The sequence below is a fragment of the Calditerrivibrio sp. genome (assembly GCA_026415135.1).
Classification (GTDB): Bacteria; Chrysiogenota; Deferribacteres; order Deferribacterales; family Calditerrivibrionaceae; genus Calditerrivibrio.
In genome coordinates this window covers 23,249-38,970 of record JAOAHS010000014.1, presented here as the reverse complement: position 1 = coordinate 38,970, position 15,722 = coordinate 23,249, and the positions used below count along the sequence as shown (strand labels likewise).

Here is a 15,722-nt window from a genome sequence, read left to right as displayed (position 1 = left end):
CTTTAGTAAAGACAGGACAGAGTCAAATCCCTATGAATTAATAGTAACATTAACTGCACCTTCAAAGGAGACCAATCTCTATGTCTTTGCAGTTGGCATAAACAAATATGAAAACCCTGCATTAAATCTCAACTATGCAGAGCCAGATGCAAAGGGGATAATTGAATTTTTCAAACATAAAGGTGGAAGGCTATTCAAAAAAGTTGAAGTTTTAGAAGTTTATAATGAACAGGCAACAAAGGGAAATATAACTGCTAAACTAAAACAGCTGGAAAAAACCAATCCACAGGATGCTTTGCTTATTTATCTTGCAGGGCATGGAGAAAATATCAATGATAAATGGTATTTTATCCCTTATGAGCTTACTTATCCTGAAAGGGAAGAAGATGTGAAATCAAAGGGAATATCATCTGATGAATTTGCAGGACTGATAAAAAACATAAAGGCACAAAAAATAGTAGTTCTAATTGATGCCTGTAAATCAGGGGCCATGCTTGTGGCATTCAGAGGATTTGAAGACAGAAAAGCCCTTTCACAGCTTTCACGAGCAACAGGAGTGCATGTCATAGCAGCATCTACAAAAGACCAGTTTGCATCAGAGGTAAAGGATTTAGGACATGGTGTATTTACATATACCATCCTTGAAGGTTTAAAAGGCAAGGCATCTGGAGGTACAGAGACAGTTACTGTAAGAAAGCTCATGGGATATGTGGAAGAAAGACTTCCAGAAATAAGTAAAAAATATAAAAAGGAATCTCAGTTTCCTGTTGTTGACTCAAGGGGTATGGATTTTCCACTTGTAATAGTAAAATAATTTTTTAAGCGGAAGGGAAATAATGAGCAAATCTATCAAAATAGTGCTTTTCATTCTTATAGGCTTAATACTCTGGATTGCTCTGGCATCTGTTGATGGAGGAGCAATAGGTATTGGAATAATTCTTTCTGTCTTTGCCTTTATTGATATAATTATAGGTAAGTTTAAAGAAAATGAAAAAATAATCTGGATAGTTATTGTTCTTGTTGCAATAATTATAGGAATGATAGGAATTGTGTTTAAGAAACCCTCTGAAACCAATATTGCCTTAGAATTTTTATTTGGATTGATTCCGATTATTCTGTCTTTATCTTATTTTTTAGTGGGCAGAAAAAGAAAATTAAAATAAAGAAAGGATAAAGCAATGAAAAAGAAAATAGCATCGGTCAGCCCCTCTCCTGTTGCTTTAAAAATAATAATTGTAATGCTTTTTTATTTTTAATATTTGGTATTTTCGTAATGTCAGATATGCCAGATGAAGCTCCATTTAATATTTTTCTTATTGTGTGGATTATTGCAAGTATTGTAGGAATTATATACGTTTTAGTCTATGATCAGGATGAAACCCAGGTTGAAGATGTTGAGCTTCAGAAGTATGTTTATGCTTGAGGATAAGATTCTTTCATATTCCGGAAAACGGGATAGTGGATTCTAAAAATTGGTGATTACGACAGAATTAAAATCAGGTAAAAGTTATACTTGATAGCTTTTTAACGATGGAGGCGTTTTGAATATGGAGATAGGTTTTTTATGAAGAAAGGTTTTAAAATATTTTGTTGTTGATTTATGTTCTAATAAAAAAATAACATTTTGGGAAAATTTTGCACAAAAATATGGGCTGTTTTTAAAAGAGCTTCTTTGACATATAGTTAGGATCTTGGCATTTTGGCATTTTAATTGTGTATCGATTTTTACAAATAAGAGATAAGGAGGTGTTATATGAAAAAGTTTTTGGTAGTAACAGCAATTGTTACATTCATAGCAGGTGCAGTCTATGCATGGGGACCACAAGGTTATGGTCCTGGGTATGGCATGGGGCCTAAGTTTCAAAACTGTTATAAGGGATGTGGTTGTGGGATGATGGGTGGCAAAGGGTTTGGTCCTGGTGTTGCGACTCCATCTTTGTCCGAAGCAGATGCTAAAAAAGCTGTAGAAAGTTTTATGGCGGCAAACTTGAAGGGTTTTAGTATAAAGGATACCCAGAAGTTTCAAGTTCCAAGAGGGACAGTCTATGTCTTCAAAGTAAGTGATGGCAAAAACACTTTCGAACTTCACGTTAATCCCGTCGGTTATGTTAGGGGACCATTTCCTATAGTAGCTCAATAAGTACTAAGAAAGGGGCATAAGCCCCTTTCTTCTTGTCAAAGCCCTTTTTTTAAAGTAAATGTAGCTATGAAAAAACTTATAAAAACTGTCAATTTTTTTATAATTATATCTGTATTTTTCATTGTTGTTTTGTCCTACTATGAGATATCCTCTTTTACTGCGCTAAAAAGTTATCAAAAGCGTAACCTGATGATTATAGGTGAGCTCACTTTAAAGGCCCTTGAAGGTGCGCCTAAATATTTTGGTAGTGTTCAGAGCATTAGTTTGTTACAGCTTGCAGAAGAACTTTCTAAGAACCAGGATATAAAAGAGATCATAATATTTTCTGAAAATGGAGAGGTGTTATACAGGTCTGATAAAGCATCGAAATATATCCCCAGTAAAGATTTAAAACCACAAGAGGATGGTAATACCATTATCCTCACTAGGGTACTAAACCCTGAGGACGCTCTTGGGGAAAATCTGAAAGGGAAGCTTTCTACAAATTTTTACCCTTTGTATTTTGCTACGGTGATAATCTCTAAGGAGAGATTTAATCGTTTTATTTCAGAGACAAAAAAAGATCTCTATATAATATTTACTTTACTTGTGGTTCTTCTGTTACTTCTTATATTTATACGATCTTTTATCTTTAAGTATGAAAAACTTTCTGATGCATATATGCGGGTAAAACATACAGAGGAGATAGCAAATCTATCCAATATGTTGGCCCACGAAATAAAGAACCCTTTAAGTTCCATAAAAGGGTTGTCCCAGCATATCTACGATAGACTTGAGGATGATGAATTGGCCGACTGCATGGATAGGATATTAGATGAGATAAATAGGCTTAATGGTATTGTGGAGGAATTTAACTTTTTTGGGAAAGAGATGTCTCTTAACAAAGATACTGTGAGTATAAGGGATATTTTCAACAAGGCATTGGTTTTGTTGAGATTTGATTACGAAAAGAAAGAGCTTAATATATCCATGAATCATGGGGATATTAGTGTTGTTGCTGATTACAACAAATTATTGCAGGTTATTATGAACTTACTAATAAATGCTATTTATGCGTCTCCAATCAAAGGTAGTATAGAGATAGTTTTTGAGAAGAATAGGGTATCTATAATCAACGATCACAACAACGATTCGTTGGATCCCAATCGATTGTTCAGACCCTTTTATACCACCAGCAGCAAGGGAACAGGTCTAGGGCTTGCTATATGCAAAAAGATCATGGATGCCCACGGGTTTTCCATTTTTGTGAGGAACATAAAACCTTTTGTGATTGTACTTGATTTTGATCTTAAGAGGTAGCTAACCAACGATTTTTTTAGCCTCCTCCCAGAACTTATCTAGGGTTTCTATTGTGACGTCTTCAAATTTAAGGTTGTTTTCAGCAAGTTTTTTTTCGATATAACTAAATCTTTTTAAAAATCTATAATTGGTTTTCCTCAAAGCTTCATCTGGATTTATATTTAGAAACCTTGAAAAGTTTATTATGGCAAAAAGTAGATCACCCATTTCATGTTCCATATCCTCTTTTGATTTTATGGAAACTGCAGATTTAAACTCTTCAAATTCTTCAATAACCTTGTTCATGCAATCATCGGCGCTGTCCCAGTCAAAACCTACTTTTCTAGCTCTATCTTGTAGTTTTAGAGCTTTTTGGATTGAAGGTAGCCCTTTTGGTATCTCATCGAGGATGGATCTATCTTTTTTTTCCTCTTTTTTTATCTTTTCCCAGTTTATCATAACGTCGTCTGAACTTTTAACCTCAACATCACCAAAAACATGTGGGTGCCTTCTTATAAGTTTGTCTGAGATATTTTTTATAACCTCGTTCAAAGTAAAATAGGACTCCTCTTCGGCGATAACAGCGTGTAAAACCACGTGTAATAAAAGATCACCCAGTTCCTCTTTTATATTGTCTATATCTTTTCTATCTATGGCGTCTACAAGCTCAAAGGCTTCTTCTATGAGATATTCCTTTAAAGAATATAGAGTTTGTTGACGATCCCATGGGCAACCATCTGGGGATCTGAGTTTTTTTACAATATTTACAAACTCTCTAAACTGTTTTTCCATAATGAAAAATAGCATAAGTTTGAAATAATTTAAAGAAAAAACTTGAAAATTAGTCTGAAATATCTGATTATAGTTTTAAAAAAAATGAAGGAGGACAGATGTCATCATACGAGAATGTTAAGTTTGTTAAGCTGATCAGTGGAGATACAGTCATAGGGGTTTATGATGAGGAAAACAAAAGGTTAAACGATGTGGCAATCATCCAGACTATACCTACTACAGCGGGGATGCAGATAGCAATTCTGCCTTTTGGATTTCCTTATGAGGATGAGATCCAGGGTAGTATAGATGCTACTTTTATTATGTATGAATATAAAAAATTTCCTGAGGAGATTGTCAATAAATATCTTGAGGCCAAGAGCAACATAAGAATTACTTCTAATCTTGGTGACTTAAGCGGATTTGGAAATAAGGGTGGGAAAGGTGGTCTTATCCTCTAATGTCGAAGGACTGGCGTTTTATCAAAAAAGAGAAAATATTTGAAGATAGAATACTGGATATCTCACACCATCATTGGGAGTTTACTAAAAGAGGGGTGAAAGCCCCTTTTACCTCTATAGACACAAGCAATTGGGTGGTGATAGTACCTGTATTGGAGAATGGAAATATCGTGTTGGTGAGGCAGTTTCGGCCAATTGTTGAGGAGTATACCTTAGAGTTCCCTGGAGGGGCACTTCATACAGGTGAGGATGCGGATGATGCTGCTTTAAGGGAGTTGGAGGAAGAAACTGGACTTTTGTGTAAAAGGTGCATCTTGTTGGGAACATTAAGGCCAAACCCTGCTATAATGAGCAATAGATGTTTTGTATATTTAGCTGATGGCTGTTTTTTTGGAGGGAAGACATCCTTTGATCCATTCGAAGATATTACGATTGAGGAGATGACTAAGGAAGAGTTGAAATACCGTGTTAAATGTGGTGATATAAATCATTCGGTGGTTTTAGGCGCTTATGCCCTTTATGTGACAAATATCTGTTGATCCCTTGAAATTTATAAAAAATCTATTATCTTTAATAAGTTGTAAAATTTACTCAGGAGGTATAGAGGTATGGAAAGATACGAGTTTAAGGCTGAAGTGAAGGAGTTGTTAAATCTTGTGATTAACTCCCTTTATTCTCACAAAGAGATCTTTTTAAGGGAACTTATTTCAAATGCTTCAGATGCGATAGACAAGGCAAGGTACCTAACACTTACTGATAGTGAGATTAAAGGGAGTTCTACCGATTGGAAGATAAAAATCGTTCCAGACAAAGAGAAAAACACCCTCACCATCTCTGACAATGGTATTGGTATGAATAAGGAAGAAGCTGTAATGAACTTGGGTACCATAGCGAAATCAGGGACAAAAGAGTTTATAGAAACTGTGAAAAAGATTAAAGAGACCGGTGATCTCAATCTTATCGGGCAGTTTGGTGTTGGGTTCTATTCAGCTTTTATGGTAGCAGAAAAGATAGAGGTTATTACCAAAAAGGTTGGTGAAGAAAAGGGAGTCATTTGGAGATCCACTGCCGATGGTAGTTTTGAGGTGGAAGATACTGAAAAAAGTGAAAACGGTACAACTATTGTTTTGTATTTGAAGGGGGATGAAAAGGAGTACCTTGATGAGTGGAAGATAAAACAGATTGTGAAAAAGTACTCCGATTATATTGCTTATCCAATAGTTTTATCTACTAAAAGAGATGGTAAAATCGAAGAAGAGACGATAAATTCTATGCAGGCTATATGGCTTAAGAGTAAAACAGAGGTGAAACAGGAGGAGTACAACGAATTTTACAAGCATATCTCCCATGATTTCAATGATCCCCTTGAAACAATACACTACAGGGCTGAGGGGACAGTTGAGTTTACTGCACTACTTTTTATCCCTGCAAAGAGACCTTTTGATATCTACTATAAAAGTGCCAAGATCGGCCCAGCCCTTTATGTAAAAAAGGTACAGATAATGGATGCTTGTGAAGATCTAATACCTTCTTATCTTAGGTTTGTAAAAGGCGTGGTGGACTCTTCTGACTTACCCTTAAATGTTTCTCGGGAAATGTTACAAAACAACAGGTTGGTTTCAAACATTAACAAAAATATTACAAGAAAGGTTTTAGATACCTTGAAAAATATGAAGAAAAACGATTTTGAAAAGTATGAAAAGTTTTTTGAACAGTTTGGCGATGTGTTAAAAGAGGGTATCCATATCGATATCGAAAGGAAAGAGGAAATCGCCCAATTGATGATCTTTAATACTTTAAAGCATATTGATAAAAAAATAGATCTTGACACCTATCTTGAAAACCTTCAACCAGGACAAGAGGAGATATACTATATAACAGGTAAAAGTATCCAGGAACTGCTTCAATCTCCTAAGTTGGAATATTTTAAAAATAAGTCGCTCGATGTAATCCTTTTTTCAGGGGAGTTTGATGAGATAATAATTGGTGGACTTTACGAGTATAAGGGTAAAAAGTTAAAATCGATTACAAAGGGGGATATTAAAGCGGATGGTGAAGAGAAGGAGAGTTTGGAAAGAAATGAAAAGGAGTTTAAAGAGCTTTTAATAAAGATGAAAGAGTATTTGAAAGACTATGTGGAGGATGTCAGGGGTAGTGTTAGACTTACCGATTCCTTGTGCTGTTTGGTGTTAGGGGAGAATGCAATGAATGAGTCTATGAGGAGGTTTTTTGAGTCTATGGGACAACCAGTGCCAGAGAATAAAAGGATATTAGAGATAAACTTGAACCATCCTTTCATGAAAAAGATGAAATCGCTTTTTGAGGTAGACCCAAAAACATCTAAGATACAAGAGCTATCAAACTTTATTTTTGATTTGGCTTTAGTAGCTGATGGTGAAAAACCTAAAAATCCTTTGGAGTTTTCAAGAAAAGTTTCAGAAATGCTTTTAAGTACCGTATAGAGCGGATTTTTTTCCGCTCTTACCCTTTTATATCATATTCTCAAAGTATGTATTCATAGGAAATTTTCCTATGGATTTCTGTTCCTAAAAGGCTTATAGATAAATTACTATGAGAGATATACTCCTGCTTTATCTTGGAAAGAGTGTGGATGATAAAAAAGAGTTAGGTGTCATATCCTTTTTTCTTTCTACTGGAAGTAGAAGTGTTGCCGAGGAGAAGATAAAAAGCCTTTTGTTGAAATATTATAGATCAATATATAATGATAGAGAGGTTATAGAGGAACCCCGCCATATATTCAACAATGGCAGTGCTGTACTTAATGATGAAAAATTTATTCGTAATATTTTTATAACAATGGAGGGAGGTAGGATAGGGGAGATATCTTTTGTAAAATCGATAGATGGCTTTTGCTATAATGATGTGGTGGAGTATATAAAGCATGCTTCACATCTGAAAGCCAAGATGTTTGACGCAAAATTTTATATATTGGTTGTTCAGAATAGAAGTGTAAAATATACTGACGATGGCTTTGAAATCTTTAGCCAGATGATTTTGAAAGAAGAATTAAAGATTTTGACTGTGTTAGACCTGTTGGATTCATTGAGGATCTCCCTTTATGAATTTTAAATACACATATTTAAATCTGTGATTGTTCTTATATTTTAAGGTAGGGGGAGGTATCTGGGGGGTCATCGTTTTATCCTCCTCTTTACTTTTTATTGGTTTTATTATATTAAAAATGATGCTGAAGAGAAATTTACTCGTTGTTGACGACCACCCCTTGTTTAGAAAAGGTATATTGTCTGTGGTATCGGAAGAGGGTTTGTTTGAAGAGATTTATGAAGCTTCTAACATAAAAGAGACCTTCGATATTTTATCTACAAAGGCTGTTCATATTATTACTCTTGATTTGAATTTGCCGGATGGAGATGGTATCAATATAATCCAAAAAATAAAAAAGGAATACAATGTTCCTATACTCGTGATAACCACATACAAATCTATAGTCTTAGCTGAAAAAGCCTTACAAAAAGGTGCAATGGGTTGTATATCAAAAGAAAATATCTCCTACAACCTCATCGATGCTTTGATTACCTTATTAAAAGGAGGCAGCTATATCGATAGAATCGATAGTGTGAATGATCTGGAAGATAAATTTTTCATGCTTACACCAGCTGAGAAAGAGATATTCAAAATGTTAGCCGAAGGAAAAACTGCAAAGGAGATTGCCCTCGATACTGGTAAAAGCGTTAAAACTGTGGAAAATCAAAAAACTTCCATTTTTAACAAACTTGGTCTAAAAAACGAAACAGATCTTGTTAGATTAGCTATTAGATTAAAAATCATATCTCTATGATGAGTATTATTACACTCTTTCGTAGACATTTTATATATTTTGTTTTTTTTGTGATACTTTTACAGATTGGGATGTCTGTGGTTATTTCGCTTGTTAGCATCGATGTCGTTAAGAAAAATAGTAGGACACTTGTAGAGCTTGTATCTGTGATCTTTTCAAGTCATGAAAGGGAGGTTACGGCTAAGCTTGATAGCTTTAATATACTTTTTAATCGAATAGAACGACTTATTGTTGAAAAAAAAATTTACTCCACTGAGCAGTTGTTAAATCAACTAAACATTATAGAGCTACCCAAAAATTTCGATGTAGGGCTCGTATCCCACAATGGTGTAATTTTTGAAACAACTAATAAAGCAGAAGCGGGTGTAGATCTTTTTAGATTTGAAAATGCAAAGCTAAGATTATTAGAAGCAAGGGAGACAGGGTTAAAATATTTGGATTTTCCAGTTTACAACACCCAAAATAACCGTTATTATGCTTATATTTTGAAATATCTCCCATACGAGCGTATATACTTGCAGGTGGGATTTCAGATAGATGTTCTCAATGATTTTAGGACAAGACTTCATAATATCTTAGATAAGCTTGCAGATTATGATTTTAAAATATCTATATATCATGTATCTACGCTGAATAACATAACATCCCACGGGATTACATTTGGAGAACCGAAAAAAGAGGATGAAGAGGTGATATATAGTTTAGTAAAAAATCAAAAGGATACCTATGAAGATGTAAAACTGTTCAATATTAAGATAGGTAAGCTGCTCTTGAATAAAATACACGATTCATACTTTGGGATATTTTATGTTGTTGACATAAAGCCCCGTCTCTGGAAGTATATCATCTATCTTATTTTAGCTAACCTTTTCTTTAGTTTAATATATGTGTTCATGTATATAAGTTATAAAAAAAATATACAGAAGGTTATTGTGCAGCCCATAACAACTTTAGCTGATGCCATAGAGAAGTCCATACCCTTACCTCAGCTAAATACCGATCTGAAGGAGATAAAGATTCTGCATAGCTCATTTCTAAAACACCTTGAAAATATAAACTTAAGAGACTTTTTTAAAGAGATCCTAATGGCCCAGGAGAAGGAAAGGGAGAAGATAGCAAAGGATATACATGATACAGTCTTACAGGATCTAAACTATATTCTGATTCAACTTATAAAAAATAAGATGGGGGAACTTGCATTGGTTTTAAGGGAGGATATTAAGAGTCTAAGGACGCTGGTTATAGAAAATGATATAAACCAAATGAAGATATCTGGGTTAAAAGGGTTCTTAGAGAATTTAAAAGAAGATATAGAGGTGAAATATTCTGATTTTAAGGTTGAATATGAATATGACGTTGAGTCTTTAAAACTTGATATTATTGAACAACTTATTATCGCAAGGATCATAAAAGAGCTTGTGCAAAATGCGGTGAAGCATTCTTGTGGTAACTTTGTAAGAATAACTATGAAACAGACCAATGATGAGAAGATTATGATAGTTATAAAAGATAATGGGAAAGGTTTTGATTATGAGAAGGAGATGAATAAAAAAGATCACTTGGGGTTAAAAACTGTCAAAGAAAGAGTCTATATGCTAAATGGCGAAATTAATGTAGATTCTTTAGGTTTTGGAACAAAGGTGGAGATAACTATCCCAAATATTTCTAAGGAGTAGACATTTTATTCCCCTCTTTTTCTATAAGGGTAAGAATTATTTTAGGATCCCTTGATTTTAGTATATATTCGTCGGCGTAAAGGGAGTTAAAATTCCGTTTATGTTCATCATGGGCTGTTAAAAGATAAACAGGTATTTTAGGAATAACTTTTTTTATCTCTTTAAGTAAAGTGAGACCATCTTTTTCCGGCATATTTACGTCGAGTAATACGAGATCTGGTTGGAAGGATGTAAATGATGTCATCACGTTGTTAGGATTGTTTTCTGTAAAAACCTCATAACCATATTCAGCTAAGTACTCTTCGTATAATTTTGCTACATTGGGTTCATCATCAACTATCATGATTTTCTTAATTTTCATATAACCCCCTCAACGGTAAATATATTTTCACTATTGCACCGTTTTCATAGTTGTCCAGATAGATATCTCCTCCGTGGGCTTTTATGATTTTATGGCAAATGGATAAGCCAAGCCCTGTGCCCATCTCTTTGGTGGTGACAAAAGGTTCAAAAGCTTTCTGAATAACTTCGATGGGAAAGCCTTCACCAGTATCTTTTACTGTGATTAGAATATTATCCATATCCTTTGATACCTCTATGATGATTTCGCCGTTTGATTCTATCGATTGTATGGAATTTTTTATCAGGTTTATGAAAACCTGCTTCATCTTTTTGCTGTCCAGATATAGATGTAGATCGTTGGGACAGCTGATCATTAGCTGGATGTTATTAATAATGAGTTCATCTTTAAATATTTCGTATATCTCTTGTAAGAAGCTCTTGATATTTACCTCTTCTTTGATAAGGGAAAATACCTTAGAGTAGGATAAAATGTCGTTTACTATCTGTTCTAGCCTTGTGGTTTCTGTCTGTATGATTTTAAGATAACCAAGTCCCCTTTCATCGCTTATAAACCTTTCAAGTCTTTTGGCAAATCCTCCTATTGAAACGAGGGGATTTTTTATCTCGTGTGCCACAGAGGCAGTGAGTTTACCCATTTGGGTTAGGTTGCTACTCACATTTAAACTTTCTTTTAGATAGCTTATATCATCAAGGGACAATTTGAGTTGTTTGTTTAGTTTTAGATGATCTATGCCCAAAGAGAGAATCTTGCCTAAATATGCTAATTTTGTTAGTTTTTCTTTGGATACACCATCTTGAAAGATTAAAAGTCCGATGGTTCGATAACCACCAGCGATAGGGAAGACAGCAACCTTATTGGTAAAGAATCTCTCAAGGTTCTTATGTTTTATTTCGTCTATCTTTAATTCTTCGTACCTTTCGAAAAAAAGTGTATCAGCTATTTTTCCCTTTTGGCTTAGATCTATGGTACAGTTTTTTATTATTGTGTTATCATAAACAAAATCAGTATCCCCCTTTTTGATGTAAGAAACCCCCCTTAATTTCAGTAATCTATCGTTTAGAGCAAAAAAGGCTACTTTATCAGTGAAATTATCAGACAGGATTTTGTACAATATTTTGTATAATAAATCATCTATCGATTTCTTGTCTAAAATGGTATTTAGAATCTCAATATTTTCCTCATACCACTGAGTGTCTTGAACTCCTACATGTTGCATGATATCTATCACATATTTTTCTATACGTTCATCTTCATCTATGTCGGTATCTATACATATCTCATAACCATGTCTGTTAACAATATGCCGACAAATAATCGGGCGTAGGCCAACTTCCAGTAGAATCCTGCCATCTCTTTTAATCGCTAAATATTTAATAGCCGTAGTTGTTATGGTGTCATTCATAATATAATTATAGCATGAAATTTTAAAAATAAAAAAAATCTTAATCAATAGCGCTTAAATAATCATTAAAGTTTTTCAACAAAAAGTTCCAGTTGTCACTAACCCTTGCTTCTAAAAAACCTTTTAGTGTTTTTTCATAGAATGATTCTACAATATTCAGATATAATATCCTCTCTATAACTTTATCTTCTATATCTTCACCGAGGGATTTGGGTGCATTAATACTTGTCAATCTCAAGGGGGATGTTTTTAAAACAAAATCGATGGTAAAATTTTTACCTGTAAGAGAAAGGCTTAGCTGTTTGATTGCTTTCGCATTTTTTAGTGATACGTACATCTCTTTACAACTGTAAAGGCTAATAGATTCAATATCTATCTTTTCAAAATCGGATTCTGAGTAAAGAGTTATTCTACCTTTCGGTATGTAGGTATAGGTATCGTTGTTGATTTCTATGTTGTTTTCTCCAATAAAGTAGTTCATCAACAAAAACTGTAGGTATTCATGTTCTAAAAAACTGATATCTTTCTTAAGCATGCTTACTCCGTTAGGTTATTTGTAAAAGTCTATCGATTTTCGCAGGGTCGTTTAATACTTTTTTGGCAAGTTCCACGAAGGTCTCTTGGTATATATTTATATCAAATGCACTTTTCATAAGATGGGACAGTGCCTCAAATATTTTTGTGGATAGATTTGACACTATTATCTGCTTTTTATCCGGATCAAGTAAAATCTCTATAATCGTTGTGTTAGGGATAGCTAATTTTGCTAGCTTTCTGTTTAGACTGTTTTTTATAAATTCGATATCTGTTTTTGATAAGAACTCCTTTTTGTTTTCTTCCATAAATCTTTTTTTCTGTAGATTGAGTTCGAGATTAAAAAATTTGGCATTTATTCTCTTCTCATCGTATCTCATGGAAAAAAGGATATGTTCACCGTAGATAACAGAGCTTTCAGCAAAACTTGTTCTATCGGGGTATTCGAAAGGGATAAACCCATAGTTTATAGTTTTTTCTTCGCTAAATAGCTGATCAAAGGAGTATTGGTCTAAGATATCACTTATTTCAAGGGTGTTAAACCTAAAGGGATCGTTGAAATATACCCTAAATAAATTAATTGAACCTGATATTAAGCCCATAAATCACCAAAAATCGGGGTTGCAATTGCAACCCCTTTGTTTTTTTATTTTTGTTCCTTTAACGCTGCATGAGCAGCTGCAAGCCTTGCCACCGGTACTCTAAAGGGCGAACAACTTACATAGTTTAACCCAACCTTATGACAGAAGAAGATGGATGCTGGGTCACCACCATGTTCTCCACATATACCTGTTTTTAGATCTGGTCTAGTTTTTCTACCTTTTGTGACACCCATCTCAACGAGTTGGCCTACACCTGTGATGTCAAGGGATACGAATGGGTCTTCTTTGTAGATACCTTTTTCAACGTAGAATGGTAAAAATTTCCCGGAATCATCCCTACTGAGTCCTAATGTAGTCTGAGTAAGGTCGTTTGTACCAAATGAGAAAAACTCTGCGTATTGAGCTATCTCATCAGCGGTGAGTGCAGCTCTTGGAAGCTCAATCATGGTACCTACCAGATACTTGAGGGTGATACCATATTGTTTCATAACCTCTTCTGCTACCCTAACAGTCATGTCCCTTAATATTTCAAGCTCTTTATAATGCCCCACAAGGGGGATCATGATCTCTGGATAGACCTTTACACCCTCTTTGGCTACTTCGCATGCTGCTTCCATGATGGCGTAGACCTGCATCTCATAGATTTCAGGGTATGTTATACCAAGTCTACAGCCTCTGTGACCCAACATTGGGTTGAACTCATGGAGTTCGTCCCTCTTTTTCTTTAGGGATTCAAAAGGTACCCCTGAAGCTTTTGCAACCTTCTGAAGGTCCTCATCTGTATGGGGGATAAACTCATGTAAAGGAGGGTCCAAAAGTCTTATGGTAACAGGGAAACCATCCATAGCTTTGAAGATCCCCTTGAAGTCCTCTTTTTGATAAGGCTTTATTTTTGCAAGGGCTTTTCTCCTATCCTCTTCTGTATGGGCAAGGATCATCTCCCTTACTGCATCTATCCTATCTCCTTCAAAGAACATGTGCTCAGTTCTACAAAGACCTATACCTTCAGCACCAAACTCCCTTGCGACCTTAGAGTCATGGGGTGTGTCTGCATTGGTTCTTACTCCAAGTTTTCTAAACTCGTCTGCCCAGGAAAGGATTTCTGCAAATTCACCAGATAGTTCTGGCTCTACAAGGGAAACCTTGCCTAATATTACCTCCCCTGTACTACCATTTATTGTTATATAATCCCCTTCTTTTACTGTATGGGGACCAACGGTGAAAACCTTTTCATGTTCATCGATATGTATAGCCCCACATCCAACAATACAGCATTTACCCATACCTCGAGCAACTACTGCAGCGTGACTTGTCATACCACCTGTAGCTGTCAATATACCCACAGCAGCATGCATACCACCGATATCCTCTGGTGATGTTTCATCCCTTACAAGGATCACTTTTTCACCTTTTGCAGCCCAACTCTCTGCATCATCAGCGGTGAAGACTACTCTACCCACTGCTGCGCCGGGGGAAGCGGGTAAACCTTTGGCAATGGCAGTGTATTTTTCTTTTGGGTCTATCATGGGGTGCAGTAGTTGATCCACCTGTTCAGGAGCAACCCGCAAGACGGCTGTTTTCTTGTCTATCAGGCCCTCTTTGTACATGTCGTAGGCGATTTTCACCGCAGCCCTTGCTGTTCTTTTTCCGCTCCTTGTCTGAAGCATATAGAGGACACCCCTTTCTACAGTAAATTCGATGTCCTGCATATCCTTATAATGGGCCTCTAGCTTTTTGTATACCTCTTCCAGCTGTGCAAAAACTCCGGGCATCTCCTCCTTTAATCGTGCAATCGGTTCAGGGGTTCTTATCCCTGCAACGACATCCTCCCCTTGAGCATTTATCAAAAATTCACCGAAAAATTCTTTCTCACCTGTGGATGGATTTCTTGTGAAGGCAACACCTGTACCGGAGTCGTTACCCATATTTCCGAATACCATAGCCACAACGTTAACGGCGGTACCCCAGTCTTCTGGGATCTTATTGATTTTTCTGTATGTTTTAGCCCTTTGGTTATCCCAAGAATCAAAAACTGCGTTTATTGCAAGCTTTAACTGTTCCATTACATCCTGGGGGAAAGGTTTGCCTGTTTCGGTTAATACTAGTGCCTTAAACTTTTCAACCAGACCTTTCCAGTCCTCAGCGGTTAAGTCTGTATCAAGGCTGTAACCTTTCTCCTTTTTCACTTCTGATATCAATTTCTCAAACTTGGCATGTTCTACACCCAAAACAACATTGCTAAACATCTGGATGAATCGCCTATAGGAGTCGTAGGCAAATCTCTCATTGTTTGAAGATGTGGCAAGCCCTTTTACCGTTTCATCGTTTAGACCGAGATTTAAAATGGTATCCATCATACCGGGCATGGAAACCCTTGCACCGGATCTTACTGAAACTAAAAGGGGGTTTGTTGTTGAGCCGAATTCTTTTTTGGTTGCCTGTTCTAATTTTTTTAGCCCTTCAAGTGTTTGCTCCCACATCCCTTCTGGATATGTTTTTGTTTTCTGATAAGCTATACAAGCTTCTGTGGTGATGGTGAAACCAGGTGGAACTGGTATCCCCAAGTTTGTCATCTCTGCAAGACCGGCTCCTTTACCTCCCAAAAGGTTTTTATCGGTGCCCTGTCCTTCGGCTTTACCATTACCAAAAAAATATACATACTTAACAGCCATCG

At 35.7% G+C, this 15,722-nt stretch carries 17 protein-coding genes; 11 read left to right on the top strand and 6 right to left on the bottom strand.

Annotation, left to right across the window (positions count from 1 at the left end):
* The 5 genes from N3C60_02945 to N3C60_02925 form a co-directional block, all read left to right on the top strand.
* A partial coding sequence (locus N3C60_02945) for a caspase family protein (GenBank protein MCX8083856.1) occupies nucleotides 1-814 on the top strand: 814 nt, incomplete at its 5' end.
* Nucleotides 815-836: 22 nt separating this feature from the next.
* A complete protein-coding gene (locus N3C60_02940; protein ID MCX8083855.1) occupies nucleotides 837-1,163 on the top strand; it encodes a hypothetical protein in 327 nt (108 codons plus the stop codon).
* 119 nt (nucleotides 1,164-1,282) lie between these two features.
* Entirely contained in the window at nucleotides 1,283-1,423 is a 141-nt protein-coding gene (locus N3C60_02935) for a hypothetical protein (protein ID MCX8083854.1), read from the top strand.
* Nucleotides 1,424-1,753: 330 nt separating this feature from the next.
* The gene (locus tag N3C60_02930) at nucleotides 1,754-2,140 is read left to right on the top strand and encodes a PepSY domain-containing protein (protein MCX8083853.1); all 387 of its coding nucleotides are present in this window, start codon (nucleotides 1,754-1,756) and stop codon (nucleotides 2,138-2,140) included.
* Between the two features lie 66 nt (nucleotides 2,141-2,206).
* The gene (locus tag N3C60_02925) at nucleotides 2,207-3,439 is read left to right on the top strand and encodes an ATP-binding protein (protein ID MCX8083852.1); all 1,233 of its coding nucleotides are present in this window, start codon (nucleotides 2,207-2,209) and stop codon (nucleotides 3,437-3,439) included.
* Here the strand turns inward: N3C60_02925 and mazG are convergent, their stop codons facing one another.
* Complete coding sequence (gene mazG, locus N3C60_02920) at nucleotides 3,440-4,210, bottom strand: nucleoside triphosphate pyrophosphohydrolase (protein MCX8083851.1); 771 nt, start codon at nucleotides 4,208-4,210, stop codon at nucleotides 3,440-3,442. It abuts the gene before it with no gap.
* Nucleotides 4,211-4,308: 98 nt separating this feature from the next.
* On the opposite strand from mazG, the gene N3C60_02915 reads away from it, so the two are divergent.
* The 6 genes from N3C60_02915 to N3C60_02890 all read left to right on the top strand — a co-directional run bounded on the left by N3C60_02915 (nucleotide 4,309) and on the right by N3C60_02890 (nucleotide 10,146).
* Entirely contained in the window at nucleotides 4,309-4,650 is a 342-nt protein-coding gene (locus N3C60_02915) for a hypothetical protein (protein MCX8083850.1), read from the top strand.
* Nucleotides 4,650-5,189 (top strand): NUDIX hydrolase, encoded by a 540-nt coding sequence (locus N3C60_02910; GenBank protein MCX8083849.1) that lies wholly within the window; start codon nucleotides 4,650-4,652, stop codon nucleotides 5,187-5,189. Before N3C60_02915 ends, N3C60_02910 begins: the two co-directional genes overlap by 1 nt.
* Nucleotides 5,190-5,258: 69 nt before the next feature.
* Nucleotides 5,259-7,112: a molecular chaperone HtpG gene (gene htpG, locus N3C60_02905; GenBank protein MCX8083848.1), complete on the top strand. Its 1,854-nt coding sequence runs from the start codon at nucleotides 5,259-5,261 to the stop codon at nucleotides 7,110-7,112.
* 109 nt (nucleotides 7,113-7,221) lie between these two features.
* Nucleotides 7,222-7,740: a hypothetical protein gene (locus tag N3C60_02900; protein MCX8083847.1), complete on the top strand. Its 519-nt coding sequence runs from the start codon at nucleotides 7,222-7,224 to the stop codon at nucleotides 7,738-7,740.
* Between the two features lie 115 nt (nucleotides 7,741-7,855).
* On the top strand, nucleotides 7,856-8,470 hold the full coding sequence (locus N3C60_02895) for a response regulator transcription factor (protein ID MCX8083846.1): 615 nt from the start codon (nucleotides 7,856-7,858) through the stop codon (nucleotides 8,468-8,470).
* A gap of 50 nt (nucleotides 8,471-8,520) precedes the next feature.
* Complete coding sequence (locus N3C60_02890; protein MCX8083845.1) at nucleotides 8,521-10,146, top strand: ATP-binding protein; 1,626 nt, start codon at nucleotides 8,521-8,523, stop codon at nucleotides 10,144-10,146.
* Here the strand turns inward: N3C60_02890 and N3C60_02885 are convergent.
* From N3C60_02885 to ppdK, 5 genes are read right to left on the bottom strand one after another with little or no spacing between them, the layout of a single operon-like run.
* Nucleotides 10,136-10,507 carry a response regulator gene (locus N3C60_02885; GenBank protein ID MCX8083844.1) on the bottom strand — a complete coding sequence of 124 codons (372 nt, stop codon included), beginning with the start codon at nucleotides 10,505-10,507 and terminating at the stop codon, nucleotides 10,136-10,138. The genes N3C60_02890 and N3C60_02885 overlap by 11 nt on opposite strands.
* The gene (locus N3C60_02880) at nucleotides 10,497-11,912 is read right to left on the bottom strand and encodes an ATP-binding protein (GenBank protein ID MCX8083843.1); all 1,416 of its coding nucleotides are present in this window, start codon (nucleotides 11,910-11,912) and stop codon (nucleotides 10,497-10,499) included. The genes N3C60_02885 and N3C60_02880 overlap by 11 nt, the downstream gene beginning before the upstream one ends.
* Nucleotides 11,913-11,952: 40 nt before the next feature.
* Complete coding sequence (locus N3C60_02875; GenBank protein MCX8083842.1) at nucleotides 11,953-12,447, bottom strand: hypothetical protein; 495 nt, start codon at nucleotides 12,445-12,447, stop codon at nucleotides 11,953-11,955.
* A 10-nt stretch (nucleotides 12,448-12,457) separates the two neighbouring features.
* Nucleotides 12,458-13,048 (bottom strand): hypothetical protein, encoded by a 591-nt coding sequence (locus N3C60_02870; protein ID MCX8083841.1) that lies wholly within the window; start codon nucleotides 13,046-13,048, stop codon nucleotides 12,458-12,460.
* A gap of 44 nt (nucleotides 13,049-13,092) precedes the next feature.
* Nucleotides 13,093-15,720: a pyruvate, phosphate dikinase gene (ppdK, locus tag N3C60_02865; protein ID MCX8083840.1), complete on the bottom strand. Its 2,628-nt coding sequence runs from the start codon at nucleotides 15,718-15,720 to the stop codon at nucleotides 13,093-13,095.
* Nucleotides 15,721-15,722 lie beyond the last annotated feature (2 nt).

Bases quoted from the DNA above. Each gene is read 5' to 3' on its own strand.
- N3C60_02930 (MCX8083853.1), top strand. From the start codon at position 1,754: ATGAAAAAGTTTTTGGTAGTAACAGCAATTGTTACATTCATAGCAGGT.
- N3C60_02940 (MCX8083855.1), top strand. From the start codon at position 837: ATGAGCAAATCTATCAAAATAGTGCTTTTCATTCTTATAGGCTTAATA.
- N3C60_02900 (MCX8083847.1), top strand. From the start codon at position 7,222: ATGAGAGATATACTCCTGCTTTATCTTGGAAAGAGTGTGGATGATAAA.
- N3C60_02910 (MCX8083849.1), top strand. From the start codon at position 4,650: ATGTCGAAGGACTGGCGTTTTATCAAAAAAGAGAAAATATTTGAAGAT.
- N3C60_02870 (MCX8083841.1), bottom strand. From the start codon at position 13,048: ATGGGCTTAATATCAGGTTCAATTAATTTATTTAGGGTATATTTCAAC.
- mazG (MCX8083851.1), bottom strand. From the start codon at position 4,210: ATGGAAAAACAGTTTAGAGAGTTTGTAAATATTGTAAAAAAACTCAGA.
- htpG (MCX8083848.1), top strand. From the start codon at position 5,259: ATGGAAAGATACGAGTTTAAGGCTGAAGTGAAGGAGTTGTTAAATCTT.
- N3C60_02935 (MCX8083854.1), top strand. From the start codon at position 1,283: ATGCCAGATGAAGCTCCATTTAATATTTTTCTTATTGTGTGGATTATT.
- N3C60_02895 (MCX8083846.1), top strand. From the start codon at position 7,856: ATGCTGAAGAGAAATTTACTCGTTGTTGACGACCACCCCTTGTTTAGA.
- N3C60_02880 (MCX8083843.1), bottom strand. From the start codon at position 11,912: ATGAATGACACCATAACAACTACGGCTATTAAATATTTAGCGATTAAA.
- N3C60_02925 (MCX8083852.1), top strand. From the start codon at position 2,207: ATGAAAAAACTTATAAAAACTGTCAATTTTTTTATAATTATATCTGTA.
- N3C60_02915 (MCX8083850.1), top strand. From the start codon at position 4,309: ATGTCATCATACGAGAATGTTAAGTTTGTTAAGCTGATCAGTGGAGAT.
- N3C60_02885 (MCX8083844.1), bottom strand. From the start codon at position 10,507: ATGAAAATTAAGAAAATCATGATAGTTGATGATGAACCCAATGTAGCA.
- N3C60_02875 (MCX8083842.1), bottom strand. From the start codon at position 12,447: ATGCTTAAGAAAGATATCAGTTTTTTAGAACATGAATACCTACAGTTT.
- ppdK (MCX8083840.1), bottom strand. From the start codon at position 15,720: ATGGCTGTTAAGTATGTATATTTTTTTGGTAATGGTAAAGCCGAAGGA.